Annotated in this window: 1 protein-coding gene; it reads right to left on the bottom strand. The window is 70.9% G+C overall.

Annotated elements, in window-relative coordinates; genetic code table 11:
- Positions 1–217: 217 nt before the first annotated feature.
- The gene (locus tag ABZ406_RS30000) at positions 218–15,172 is read right to left on the bottom strand and encodes an amino acid adenylation domain-containing protein (RefSeq protein WP_357768776.1); all 14,955 of its coding nucleotides are present in this window, start codon (positions 15,170–15,172) and stop codon (positions 218–220) included.
- Positions 15,173–15,175: the final 3 nt, after the last annotated feature.

Below are 15,175 nucleotides of genomic sequence, written 5' to 3' on the forward strand. Positions count from 1 at the left end.
AATCGTCCTCGAGGAAATGGTTGGACGCAACCGGGTGACCGAGGAATACGCCGATGCCGGCTCGGCGGGCGTGCACGCTCAACTGCTTCCGGCGGCGGTTGAACACACCGGAACGCGGCCGATGATCGTGCTGGCGGTCGGGCAGCCAGCGACCGGAGGACGGCGTCGCCGGCACGCGGGCGACAGTCACCCGCGTGCCGACGACCCGCTCGTCCGATCAGTCGGTGCGAGCCCGCATCGGGCGCAGCGCCGGCCGAGCCGGAGCAGGGGCGGCCGCGCCGACCCGCCCGGCCAACCCCGCCGGGGTGGGCGACTCGAACAGCTCCCGGATGCCCACCTCGACCCCGAGCCTGTCCCGGATCCGGCCGATGACGTCGATCGCCAACAGTGAGTGGCCGCCCAGCTCGAAGAAGTCGTCGTCGGCGGTCACCCGCTCCAGGCCCAGCGCGGCGGCGAACACCGCGCAGATCGCCTCCTCCTCAGGCGTCACGGGTAGCCGACCCAGCCCGGCGCGGGCCACGTGATCGGGTGCCGGCAGCGCCCGCCGGTCCAGCTTGCCGTTGGGGGTCAGCGGAATCGCGTCCACCAGCACGACGGCGGACGGCACCATGTACTCCGGCAGGGTGGCCGCCACGGCGGCCCGCACCTCACGGGGCAGCCCGTCGCGGTCGACCCCGTCGACCGGCACCACATAGCCGACCAGGCGCCGGTCGCCGGCCGTGTCCTCGCGCAGCGTCGCCACGGCCTGCCCGACGCCCGGGTGCGCGGCCAGCGCCGCCTGAACCTCGCCCAGCTCGATCCGGAACCCCCGCAGCTTCACCTGGTCGTCGGTGCGGCCGAGGAACACCAACTCCCCGTCGGCGGTCCACCGCACCAGGTCGCCGGTGCGGTACATCCGCTCGCCGGCAACGCCGTGCGGGCAGGACACGAAGCGCTCCGCGGTGAGCCCGGGGCGACGCACGTAGCCGCGGGCGAGCTGGTCGCCGGCGACGTAGAGTTCGCCGGCCACTCCCGGTGGCACCGGTGCCAGCGCACCGTCCAGGACGTAGGCCCGGCTGTTGGCCAGTGGTCCGCCGAACGGCACGGCGGCACCGCCACCGGCGCGGTCCGGGTCGACGAGCCCGGCCGCGACGATGACCGTCGCCTCGGTCGGCCCGTACGCGTGGGTCAGCCGTCGCCCCCGAGCCCAGGTCGCCACCAGGGACGGCTCGATGCCCTCCGAGCCGACCACCATCGACTCCACCCCGACCAGATCGTGCGGGGACAGGACACCGAGTAGGGACGGCACCACGCTGGCCGAGCGAATGCCGGCTCGTTGGACCAGCTCACGCAGCAGCGCCGGCTCCGCGCGCTGCGCCGCGGTGGCGACCACGAGCGTGCCACCACAGGCAAGCGTGACCGCCAGGTCCAGCACGGAGGCGTCGAAGCTGAACGACGCGAACTGCAGCACCGGCGTCCCCGGCACCACCCGCAGGACCGACCGGAACACCTCGACCAAGTTGGTCAGGCCACCGTGTGGCACCGAGACGCCCTTCGGTCGCCCCGTGGAGCCGGAGGTGTAGATGACGTAGGCGGCATTGGCCGGCGACAGCACCGGGCCAGCGGGGTAGACCCCGGCGTCCGACGTCGGCGCGTCGAGCAGGATGCGCGCGGTCCCGTCAGGCAACAGCTCGGCGTGCGCCTGATCGGTCACGATCGCCGCCGGCATCGCATCGCCGATCAGGTACGCGATCCGCTCGGCCGGCTGCTCCGGGTCGATCGGCAGGTACGCGGCCCCCGCCTGCCAGGCCGCCACGATCGCGACAACCACATCGACGCCGCGGGGCAGACACAGACCAACGACGGTCTCCGGGCCGGCCCCCGCGTCACGCAGCGTCCGGGCCAGTCGCCGCGCACGGGCGTCCAGTTCGGCGTAGCTGAGTGCCGTGTCGTCGTACCGCACCGCCACCGCGTCGGGACTCGCCACGGTCCAGGCGGCGATCAGGTCCGGCACCAGCGTGCCGGGCACCGAGCGGCCGGTGTCGTTCCACTGAGCCAGCACGCGGTCCCGCTCGGCGGGGTCGAACACGTCGATCGAGCCGACCCGCACCGCCGGGTCGGCGGTCACCGCTTCCACCGTCCGGACGAAGCGCCTGGCCAGCTGAGTGACCGTTTCTGCCTCGAACAGGTCGGCGGCGGCGATGAGCACCCCGTCCAGCCCGGCCGGCGCGCCCGACGCGTCGAAGGACTCGGCGACGATCACCTCCAGGTCGAACTTGGCGACCGACAACTCTGCCGGCACCTCCTCGACCCGCACGTCAGGCAGGTCGACGACCGCGGCGGCGTTGTTCTGCACTGTCAGCATGACCTGGAACAGCGGGTGCCGGGCCAACGATCGGGTCGGCGCCAACTCCTCGACCAGCCGCTCGAACGGCACATCCTGGTTCGCCAGACCGGCCAGGGCGGCGTCCCGTACCCGGTTCAGCACCTCGTCGAACGCCGGGTCGCCGGACAGATCGACCCGGGTGACGACTGTGTTGACGAAGAACCCGACCAGGTCGTCGAGGGCCACATCGGTGCGTCCGGCGCTGGTGGAGCCGATCGGCACGTCGGCGCCGGCACCCAGTCGGGACAGCAGGACGGCGAGAGCCGCCTGCAACGCCATGAACACCGTCGCTCCCTCGGCTCGCGTCACCTCGCGTAGCCGGGCGTGCAGGGCGGCTGGCAGGTGCACCGGCACCTCGTGGCCGCGGTGCGAGGCGACGGCGGGGCGGGGTTGGTCGGTGGGCAGGGACAGCTCCTGCGGCACGCCGTCGAGTGCCGAACGCCAGTACCCGACCTGCCGGGACAGCAGGCTGTCCGGATCGTCGTCGGCGCCGAGCAGCTCGCGCTGCCAGAGGCCGTAGTCGGCGTACTGGACCGGAAGCGGCTGCCAGTCCGGCGACCGGCCCGTCAGGCGGGCCCCGTACGCGGCCGACAGGTCCCGGGCGAGCGGACCCCGCGACCAACCATCACCGGCGATGTGGTGCAGCACCAGGACGAGAACGTGATCGTACGGTCCGACGGTCAGCAGCGACGCGCGCACCGGCGGCTCGACAGCGAGGTCGAACGGACGCTCGGCGGCAGCCGCCACGGCGGCCGGCAGGTCGGCGGCGGACACCGCCGCCGTGGCCAGCTCCCAGTTCATCTCGGCAAGGTCGAGAATGTGCTGGTACGGCTCACCATCGACGGTGGGGAACACGGTGCGCAGCGCCTCGTGCCGGCCGATCAGATCACGCAGCGCCCCGTCGAGCGCCGGCACGTCCACCCGACCGGTGAGCCGCACCGCGATCGGCATGTTGTACGTCGCGCCGGGTTCGAGTTGGTCGATGAACCAGAGCCGACGCTGGGCGTACGACAGCGGCACCCGTGCCGGCCGGGGCCGGGCGGTCAGCGACAGCCGGGCGGCGCTGGCACCGGCCAGTCGCGCCGCCAGTCCAGCGGGCGTGGGCGCTTCGAACAGGACGCGGATCTCCACCTCGACCCCGAGCATTGCCCGCAGCCGGCTGACCAGACGCACGGCCAGCAGCGACTGGCCGCCGAGGGCGAAGAAGTCGTCGTCGACGCCGACCCGGTCGACGCCGAGCAACTCGGCGAACGCGGCGCAGATCAACTCCTCGCGGAGGTCGGCCGGAGCCCGTCCGACGGAACCGCGCAGGTCCGGCGCCGGTAGCGCGCGGCGGTCCAGCTTGCCGTTGGAGGTCAGCGGCAACGCGTCCATCAGCACCAGCGCCGACGGGACCATGTAGTCCGGCAGCCGCTGTGCGGCCAGCCCGCGAATCAGGTCGGGCAACTCCTCGCCCGCCTCCGGATCGACAGGCACCAGGTAGCCGACCAGCCGCTTGTCACCGGGGCGGTCCTCGCGGACCACTACCGCGGCCTGCGCCACGCCGGGATGAGCGGAGAGCACGGCGGCGATCTCGCCGGGTTCGATACGGAAGCCGCGAATCTTGACCTGGTCGTCGGCGCGGCCGGCGAACACCAGGTCTCCGTCGGCTGTCCACCGGGCCCGGTCGCCGGTGCGGTACATCCGCTCGCCGGCGGCACCGTGCGGGCAGGCCACGAACCGTTCGGCGGTGAGACCCGCCCGCCCGACGTAGCCGCGAGCCAGGCCCGCACCTGCCAGGTACAACTCGCCTGCCACTCCGACGGGAACCGGGATGAGCCGCTCGTCGAGGATGAAGGCCCTGCTGTTCAGCACCGGGGCGCCGATGGCCACCTCCCGGGCGTCCGGTGCGAACCGCCAGAGTGTGGCGTCCACAGTGGTCTCGGTCGGGCCGTACGAGTTGAACATCCGCCGTCCCGGCGCCCAGCGCCTGAGCACGTCGAGCGGGCACGCCTCACCGGCCACCACCAGCACCACGTCAGGGGCGATGGAGGTCTCGTCGAGCGTGGCCAGCACCGCCGGCGGCAGGGTCACGTGCGTCACCTGCCGCTCGGCGAGGAACGCCGGCAGTGCCGTACCGAGCCGCTGCTCGGCCGGAATCACCACCAGGGTGGCGCCGGTCAGCAGCGCCATCATCCATTCCCAGCCGAACGTGTCGAAGCTGGCCGAGGCGAACTGGCCCACCCGGCAGCCCGCGCCGACGTCGAGGTAGGTCACGTGCCCGGCAACCAGGCTCGGCACCCCGGCATGTGACACCAGGACACCCTTGGGCCTGCCGGTCGACCCGGAGGTGTAGATGACGTACGCCGGGTGATCGGGTCGGGCCCGCTCCCCCGGTCGTGGCGTGGTCGGTTCCCAGGCCGCCAGCTCAGCGGTCAGTTCGGCGCTGTCGGTGACCAGCACCGGCACTGTCGCCACGTCGGTCAGGACACCTGCGGTGCCGGTGGTGGCCAGCAGCACCGGTGGCTGCGCGTCGTGCAGCATGTACGCGATCCGCTCGACCGGGTAGTCCGGATCGACGGGCAGGTACGCGCCACCGGCCTTGAGCACACCGAGCAGTGCCACTGTCAGTTCGACACCGCGCGGCATGCAGACCGCTACCAACGACTCCGGGCCGACTCCACGCGCGGCCAGGGAACGCGCCAGCCGTTCGGCCCGCGCGTCGAGTTCGACGTACGTCAGCTCACCGTCGTCGGCCACGACGGCGGGGGCATCCGGCGCGCGCCGGACCTGCCGCTCGAACAACTCGGGGATCGTCGCGTCCGGCACCTCGATGCTGGTGTCGTTCCACTCCCGGAGGAGACGTTCGTGATCGCGCTCGTCGAAGACGTCCACTTCCCCCAGCGGCCCGTCCGGGCCGCCCTTGAGCGCGACATCGAGGGTGTCGACGAGGTTCTGCGTCGTGGCGTGCAGCAGTCCGCTGACCAACTCCGCGTCGATCGGCGCGACAGCGTCGATGGCCAGCGCGAGCTGATCACCGTCGTCCTCGACCACCACCGAGAGCGGGTAGTTGGTCGGCTCGTCGGAGTGCACCATCCGGATCCCGACCAGCGCCTCGTCCTCGGGGTCCACAGCGGCGTTGTGACGGTAATTGAAGATCGACGTGAAGAGGGGCAGGTCGGCGTCGACCGCGCTGGCCCGCTGCGCCACCGCCAGCGGGGCGTGCTCGTGCTCCATCAGCTCGGCCAGTTGGTCACGCATCGCGCTGACGGCGACGGACGCGCCCCGGTGGTCGATCCGTACCCGCACCGGCAGCATGTTCATGAACGGGCCGGGCACCCGGTCGGACCCGGCGCCGGCGTTCATCCGACCGAACAGCACAGTGGCGAACACCACGTCGTACCGGCCGGACAGGGCGGCGAGCACCCGGGCCCAGGCCACGTGCAGGAGGGTGGCCGGGCTCGCGCCAAGTTGCTGTGAGACGTCCCGGACCTGGATCGACAACGCGGGCGGGAACTCGTGGACGACGCGCGCCACACCGCTGCCACTGCCGAGCACATCGGTCACCCCGAACGGCGCGGTGGGCTCGTCCACGTCGCCGAGCAGGGTCCTGAAGTAGCGCTCGTGCTCCTCCTCGGCAGCGCTGTACCGGGTCTTGGCCACGAAGTCACGAAACGGCAGGGCTGGCGGCAGCTCGTTGCCGTGACCGCTGAGGATCGTCTTGAGCTCGGCGAGGGCCACATCCATACCGGTGTGGTCCTCGACCATGTGGTGGACGCGGATCAGCGCGAGCCACCGCTCACTGCCGGGGATCTGGGCCACGCTGAGGTCCAGCAGTGGCGCTCGGCCCAGTGGCATTGCCATCCCGGTTGCCGTGATCAGCTCAACCACCGGGTCACTGACACCAGACGGTAGGACAACGTCGTCGACACGTAGCTCGACGTGCCGCCGCACCACCTGGACCGGCTCGGTGAGCCCTTCCCACGCGATCGACGTGCGGTAGATGTCGTGCCGGTCGATGACCATCTGCAGGGCGGCGACGAAGTCGTCGAGCCGGGGACGGGAGTCCATCTCCAACACCATTGGCCGGATGTACGCTTCGTCGCCGCCTTCGGCGAGCAGGTGGTGGAAGAGAATGCCTTCCTGCAACGGGGCGAGGGGATAGATGTCCGCGATGTTCGCCGCGCCGCCATCGACAGTGGTGGTGATCCGGTCGATCTGCTCCTGGGTCAGTTCCACCAACGGCAACATCTCCGGAGTGATCACCGACGTGTCAGCCGGGATCAGGTTCGGCGGGACCTCGACGGTGTCGACGCCACCGGTCGCTGCCAACGCCGCCGGAGTCGGGGTCTGGAAGAACGCGCGTACCGGCACTGACACACCCCGCTGCCGCAACCACTCCACCAACCGCACCACCACCAGGGAATGCCCACCCAGAGCAAAGAAGTCATCCTCGACACCGACGTGGTCCAGGCCCAGAACCTCGGCGAACCCGGCGCACAACAACTCCTCCCGCGCGTTCACGGGAGCACGACCCACGCCGGTGTCGATCTGCGGGTCCGGCAACGCCCGACGGTCGAGTTTCCCGCTGCTGGTCAGCGGCAACTCGTCGAGGACGACCACCGCGGCGGGGACCATGTACTGCGGCAACCGCTGCCCCACGAACTCCCGCACACCAGCACCGTCACCACCGACGACGTACGCCACCAACCGCTCACCCCGCACCACCACCGCCGCCTGAGTCACCTGTGGGTGCGCGACCACGGCGGCCTGCACCTCACCCAACTCGATGCGGAAGCCGCGAATCTTCACCTGGTCGTCGGTGCGACCCAGGTAGTCGAGTTCGCCGCCCGAGGTCCAGCGGACCAGGTCACCAGTGCGGTACATCCGCTCACCCGGCTCGAACGGGTTGGCAACGAACCGCTCCGCCGTCAGACCCGCCCGGCCCACATACCCCCGAGCCAACTGCACACCGGCCAAATACAGTTCGCCGGCGGCGCCCACCGGGACCGGCTGCAGACCACCGTCCAACACATAGGTGCGGGTGTTAGCGACCGGCGACCCGATCGTCACCGGGACACCCACCTCACACCGAGTTGCCGTCACATCCACCGACGCCTCCGTCGGCCCATACAGGTTGTGCAACTCCGTGTCCGGGAGGACCGCCAACAGGCTGTCCCGCGTCGTCGCGGGAAGCGCCTCACCCGAACACACCACCCTCGACAACCCCGTGCACGAGGCCGCCACCGGAACAAACGCCTCCAACATCGACGGCACGAAGTGCGCCGTCGACACGCGCTCCTCACGGATCAACTCGGCCAGATACGCGGGGTCGCGGTGACCGCCAGGGCGGGCCACCACCACCGTCGCGCCCACGATCAACGGCCAGAAGAACTCCCACACCGACACGTCGAACGTGAACGGAGTCTTCTGCACCACCCGCTCACCCACCAACAGTCCGAACCGGTCCTGCATCCACCGCAACCGATTCACCACACCCGCATGCGACACCACCACACCCTTCGGCCGACCCGTCGACCCCGACGTAAACAACACATACGCCGCACCATCCGAGGCCACCTCGACCGGCGAACCCACGTCCGGGCCGTCCAACCCCGCCACCGAATCCAGCACGACCGCGGCACCCGCATCGGCCACCAACACATCCACCCGCTGCTGCGGATACTCCGGATCAATAGGCAGATACGCACCACCGGCCTTCAACACACCCACCAACGCCACCACCAAATCCACACCACGATCCATCCGCACACCCACCACGGACTCACGACCAACCCCCACCGACCGCAGATACCGGGCCACCGCACCAGCACGGACGTCCAACTCCCGATACGACACCGACACACCCTCGAACACCACCGCCACCGCATCCGGGGTCGCCGCGACCTGCCGAGCGAACAACGACACCACCGTGTCGCCCACCGGATACGACACCGCCGTGTCATTCCAACCGGAGAGCACCAGCGAACGCTCCTCGACGTCCAGCACGTCGATGGCGCTCACCCGCTGCCCGGCATCGTGAGCCAGCAGTTCGAGCACCCGGACGAATCGGCGCAGCAGTTGGACGACGCTGGTGGGCTCGAAGAGGTCAGCCGAGGCGACCAGTTCTCCGGTCAGGCCAGCCGGTTCGCCGCCGTCGTCGAAGGTCTCGGCGAGGCTGAACTCCAGGTCGAACTTCGCCGCGGTGCTCCGCACCCCGTACTCCTCGGTCCGCAGACCCGGCAGGTCAAGCGTCGCGGCAGCGTTGTTCTGCAGCGTCAGCATCGTCTGGAACAGCGGATGGCGGGCCAGCGACCGGATCGGAGCAAGCTCCTCGACGAGCCTCTCGAACGGCACATCCTGGTTACCGAGACCCGCCAGTGTGCTGTCCCGGAGGTGGGCCAGCACCTCGCGCACCGTCGGGTTGCCGGACAGGTCGGTCCGCAGCACCACCGTGTTGACGAAGAAGCCGACCAGGTCGTCCAGCGCCTCGTCGGTACGACCGGCGGTCGCGGTGCCGATCGGGATGTCGGTGCCCGCCCCGAGTCGGGACAGCAACACGGCGACCGCGGCCTGCAACACCATCGAGACCGTCACACCCTCGGCCCGGGCCAGCTCGCGGAGCCGCGAGTGCAGGTCGGCAGGCACCTCGACGGTGGCGCAGTGGCCACGGTGTCCGGCCACCGCCGGTCGGGCGTGGTCGTACGGCAGGGCCAACTCTTCCGGCGCACCGGCCAGGGCGCCGCGCCAGTAGGCAACCTGGGTGGACAGCAGGCTGCCCGGGTCCCGCTCGTCGCCGAGCAGTTCGCGCTGCCACAGCGCGTAGTCGGCGTACTGGACCGGCAGCGGCTGCCAGGTCGGGGCGTGCCCGGCACATCGAGCGGTGTACGCGACCGACAGGTCACGGGCGAGCCGGCCGACGGACCAGCCGTCACTGGCGATGTGGTGCACGACGAGAAGCAGCACGTGCTCGTCGGGTGCGGTCGCGAACAGCCGGGCCCGGACCGGCACCTCGTGGACGAGGTCGAAGGGCCGCCCAGCCAGCTCGGCGATCGCCTCGTCCAGCGCTTCCGGGCCGACCTCGACGGTGTTCAGTCGCCAGTCGAGGTCGTCCAGCGGGAGGACCCGCTGACCGGTCTCACCGTCGACGGTGTCGAAGACGGTACGCAGGATCTCGTGCCGGCCGAGCACGTCGCGCAGGGCGGCGTCGAGCGCAGTGACGTCAATCTGCCCGGACAGCCGCAGCGCCTCCGGCAGGTTGTAGGTCGCGTTGGGGCCCTCCAGCCGGTCGAGGAACCAGAGTCGGCGTTGCGCGAAGGAGAGTGGTGCCCGCTCCGAACGGGCGGCGGCGGTCAGTGGCAGGCGGGCCGGGCCGGCCTCGCTCAGCCGGGCGACGAACGCTCGGGGAGTCGGTGCGTCGAAGAGGGCCCGCAGCGTCACCTCGGCGCCGAGGACGTTGCGCAGCCGACCGAGCAGGCGTACGGCGAGCAGCGAATGCCCGCCGAGAGCGAAGAAGTCGTCGTCGACACCGACCGCCGGCAGGCCGAGCACCTCGGCGAAGACACCGCACAGCAACTCCTGCCGGGGATCGGCCACGGGCCCGCCGGCGCCGATTCGGGCTGCGAAGTCGGGGGCGGGCAGCGCCCGCTCGTCGAGCTTGCCGTTGACAGTCAGCGGCAGGTCGTCCAGGACCACCACCGCCGCCGGGACCATGTGCCCCGGCAGCCGCTCGGCGACGAACCTCCGCACCCGCTCCGGCAGCTCAGCATCACCGTCGTCGGCCACCACGTAGGCCACCAGCCGCCGGTCACCGGCCGCGTCGGTGTGTACCACCACAGCAGCCCGGACGATCTCCTGGTGGGCCACGACCGCGGCCTGCACCTCCCCCAACTCGATCCGGAATCCGCGGATCTTGACCTGGCCGTCGGCTCGGCCCAGGAACTCCAGCCGTCCTGCGTCGTCCCACCGCACCACGTCGCCAGTGCGGTACATCCGCTCGCCGGTGCCACCGAACGGACACGCCACGAACCGGCTCCCCGACAGGCCCGGCTGCCTCAGGTAGCCGCGGGCCACCCCGACGCCGGCCAGGTACAGCTCACCGGCCACCCCGATCGGTACCGGTCGCAGCGCACCGTCGAGGACGTAGGCGCGGGTGTTGGTGATCGGAACGCCCACCAGCGGTCCCGCGCTGTCACCGGTCGGCAGCCCCAAAGCGTCCACGCTGTACTCGGTGGGACCGTACAGGGGTACGAACCACATTCCCTCGCCGTCGCGCAACTGCTCCCACAGCCGGGGGCCGACCGCCTCACCACCGAGCAGCAGAATGTCCGGCGGCGCGTCCAACAGGCCGTCGGCCACCAACTGCTCGGCGTACGTCGGCGTCACGTCCATCACCCCGACGCCCAGCTCGGCCACGTATCGCACCATCGCCGAGGTGTCCCGCCGCACCTCGTCGGAGATCACGTGCAGCTCGTGGCCGGCGACCATCCACAGCAGCCCCTCCCAGGAGGTGTCGAAGGACAACGACGCGGTCAACGCGAACCGCAGTCGCTGGCCGTCGACGCCTGCCATCACCCCGGACCGGTGGAAGGCGTAGAGGTTGCGCAACCCGCCGTGGGTCACCACCACGCCCTTCGGCCGACCCGTCGAGCCGGACGTGTAGATCACGTATGCCACCGAGTCCGGGCCGACAGGTACCGAAGGGTCACCCGATGGCGCGCTCGCCCATTGCGCTGCGGCAGCCGGATCGTCGAGCACCAGCACCGGGGCACCTTCCGGTGCCAGGCCCGCAGTCGCCCGCACCGCCAGCACCACCGCCGGTGCCGCGTCGTTCACCATCAGGGCGATCCGCTCGGCCGGATACTCCTGGTCCAGCGGCAGATATCCAGCGCCGGCCTTCAGCACCGCCAGAATCGCCACCACCGCGTCCACCCCGCGGGGAAGCAGCAGACCCACCAGCGACTCCCTGACGATCCCGCTGTCGACGAGCAGTCGCGCGAGTCGGTTCGCTCGCCCGTCCAGCTCGGCGAAGCTCAGCGCGGCACCATCGCAGACCACCGCTGTCGCCTCCGGCGAGGCCGCCACCTGGGCCGCGAACACCTCTGGCAGCGACGACCACGCCACCGGCGTCGTCGTGTCGTTCCAGTCGACGAGCATCCGGTACCGCTCGTCGGCGGGCAGCACCTCCACGGCGGCCAGGCGGATGTCGGTAGCCGATTCGAGCGCGTCGATCAGCCCCTCGGTGGCGGTGTGCAGCAACGCGGCGACGGCGCTCGGGTCGATCGTTCCGGCGGCGTCCACGGCGAAGGCGATACGTTCCGCGTCGTCGTCGACCGAGACCGACAGCGGGAAGTTGTCGAACTCGCGGGACGAGACGACTGTGACGCCGTCGATGCCGATCTCGGTGCCGGAGATGTTGTGCCGGTAGTTGAAGATCGTGGTGAACAGGGGCTGGTCGGCGGGAACACCGCTGACGCGCTGCGCGACGGCGAGTGGGGCGTGTTCGTGTTCGAGCAGCCCGGCGAGCTGGTCGCGCATCGCGGCAACAGCGGCCCGGGCCCCCAACCGGCGGGTGTCCAGGCGCACCGGCAGGGTGTTGATGAACGGGCCGGGCACCCGGTCCGATCCGGAACCGGCATTCATCCTGCCGAACAGCACCGTGCCGAAGACGACGTCGTCCCGGCCGCTCAACACAGCGAGGGTCCGGGCCCAGGCCGTGTGCAGGATCGTGGCGGGGCTGGTACCGAGCTCGCGGGCGACCCGCCGCAACCGCTCGGTCAGGGTCGGATCCAGTGGTTCCTCGGCCCTCCGTTGGTCGGTGCCGTCGCCGCGGACGTCCAGCACCCCGTACGCGGCGGTCGGCTCGTCGACGTCGCCCAGCAGGGCGGTGAAGTACCGCTCGTGCTCCTGTTCGGTGCCGCTGGCGCGGGCCTGGGCCACGAAGTCACGGAACGGCAGCGGCCGGGGCAGCTCGCCGGCCCGGCCGGCCAGGATCGTGCGTACCTCGGAGAGCAGTACGTCGAGGCCGGTGTGGTCCTGCACGACGTGGTGAACCCGGATGAGGGCCAGCCACTGTCCGTCCGCAGCGGGGGCGACCGTGGCGTCCAGCAGCGGCGCGCGGGTCAGGTCGATGGTCCGCCCGGCGGCGGCCAGCAGGTCGTCCGGTCCGGCGGCCACGACCTCGCGTACGGGGACTGTCGCGTGCCGAAGGACGGCCTGCACCGGTTGCGTCAGTCCCGTCCAGACCAGGGCGGTGCGGAAGATGTCGTGCCGGTCCACCACCTGCTGCAACGCGGCCAGAAAGTCGTCGAGCAGACGTCGGTCGACGAAGTGCAGGATGGTGGGCAGGACGTAGGCGTCGGGTCCGTCGGCGGCCAGCAGGTGGTGGAAGAGCAGACCTTCCTGGAGCGGGGCGAGGGGGTAGACGTCGGCGATGTTGGCCGCGCCGCCGTCGACGGCGGCAGCGATCCGGTCGATCTGCCGTTGGGTGAGCGACACCAGCGGCAGCATGTCCGGGGTGATCCGGGTGGCATTCGCCGGGATCCGGTTCGCCGGCACCCGCACCTGCCGGGCACCGGTAGCAGCAGCCAGACCAGCCGGCGTCGGAGTCTGAAAGAACGCCCGAACCGGAACCACGACCCCCCGCCGACGCAACCACTCCACCAACCGCACCACCAACAACGAATGCCCACCCAGAGCGAAGAAGTCATCATCCACACCCACCGCGTCCACACCCAGCAACGCCGCGAACCCCGCACACACCACCTCCTCCCGCGGGTTCCCCGGCGCCCGCCCCACCACCGCCACCTGCTGCGGCACGGGCAGACGCTCCCGATCCAACTTCCCGTTCGTCGTCAGCGGCAACGCGTCGATGACCATCACGACCGCCGGCACCATGTGTCCCGGCAACCGTCGCGCCGTCTCCTGTCGCACCACTGCCGGAAGGCCGGCGTGGTCCACCCCGTCGGCCGGCACCACGTAGGCCAGCAGTCGCGCGTCACCGGGGGTGTCCTCCCGGACCACCACCGCTGCCTGTGCCACCGAACCCACCGCCGCGACGGCGGCCTCCACCTCGCCCAGCTCGATCCGGAACCCCCGGATCTTCACCTGGTCGTCCGCCCGGCCCAGGAACTCGAGCCGGCCCGCACCGTTGAACCGGGCCAGGTCCCCACTGCGATACATCCGCACGCCCGGCTCGAAGGGACAGGCCACGAACCGCTCACCCGTCAGCCCGGCCCGGCCCAGATAACCGCGCGCCAGCTGTCCGCCGGCGACGTAGACCTCGCCCGCGACGCCCGGCGGCACCGGCCGCAACCGGTCGTCGAGCACGAACACCCGCAGCCCTGGCAACGCCTGACCCACGACACTGGCGACGCCATCCTCGGTCACCTGCTCGAAGGTGACGTGCACAGTGGTCTCGGTGATGCCGTACATGTTCACCAGTCGCGGTGATCGGGCCCCGTGGCGGGCGAACCAGTTCGTCAGCCGGCCAGGGTTCAGGGCCTCCCCGCCGAACACGACCGCCCGCAACGAGCCGGCGTCCAACAGGTCCATCACCTCGTAGAACGCCGAGGGTGTCTGACTGAGCACCGTCACCCGCTCCCGGGCCACCAACGCGGCGAACTCACCCGGCGACCTCGACACCTCGAACGGCACCACCACCACCCGGCCGCCGTGCAGCAACGCCCCCCACAACTCCCACACCGAGAAGTCGAACGCCGCGGAGTGGAACCAGGACCACACATCGGTCGGCGCGAACCCGCCGAACGACTCGGCGGTGGCGGCGAACATTCCGACCAGATTGCCGTGGGTGACCGTCACGCCCTTCGGTCGCCCGGTCGACCCGGAGGTGTAGATCACGTACAGCGGATGGTCCGGCCGCACCGCCACCGGGGCGGCGACCGGAAGCTCCGCCACCGTCGCCACGATCTCCGCGTCGTCGAGCACGATCACCGGTGCCGGGCAATCGGCCCATGTTCCGGCCGTCGCCGTGGTGGCCAGCACCACCACCGGCGCCGCGTCACTGATCGTGAACGCCACCCGCTCCGCCGGATACCGCGGATCCACCGGTACGTAGGCACCACCGGCCCGCACCACCGCCAGCATCGCCACCAACAGGTCCGGGCCCCGGTCCAGCACCAGGCCGACCAGCGACTCCGGCCCGACTCCGTGCCCGACGAGCAGGCTCGCCAACCGACCCGCTCGCGCGTCCAACTCGCCGTAGGTCAGTTCCTCGCCGTCGGTGACCACGGCGACCGCTGCCGGCGCCTCCGCCACCCGCGCCGCGAACAGGTCACTCACCGACGACTGCGGCACCGCCACCGGCTCCGGATTCCACTCGACCAGGACCTGCCGGCGCTCGGCATCGTCCAACACGTCGATCGTCGACACCCGCCGGTCCACGTCCGCGACCAGCACACCGAGCACCCGGGCGAACCAGGTCGCGAAGCGCTGAGCGGTGTCCGCGTCGAACAGGTCGGCGGCGGCGATCAGCCGTCCGGACAGCCCGGCTGGTGAGCCGGTCTCATCGCGTCGCTCCTCGACATTGAATTCGAGGTCGAAACGGGCCGCGGCCGGTCCGGTGGGAAACGGTCGGCCGACCGTGCCGGCCAGGACCGGACCGTCCTCGGTGGTGTTCTTCAGCGTGAGTACGACCTGGGTCAGCGGATGTCGGGCCATGGACCGTGCCGGTGCCAGCTCCTCCACCAACCGCTCGAACGGCACATCCTGATGCTCAAACGCCGACAACCCCACCTCACGAACCCGCCCCAACAACTCCACAAACGACGGATCACCCGACACATCCGTCCGCAACACCACCGTATTCACAAA

It is taken from the genome of Micromonospora sp. NPDC005710, assembly GCF_040630995.1.
In the GTDB taxonomy this organism is placed as follows: Bacteria; Actinomycetota; Actinomycetes; order Mycobacteriales; family Micromonosporaceae; genus Micromonospora.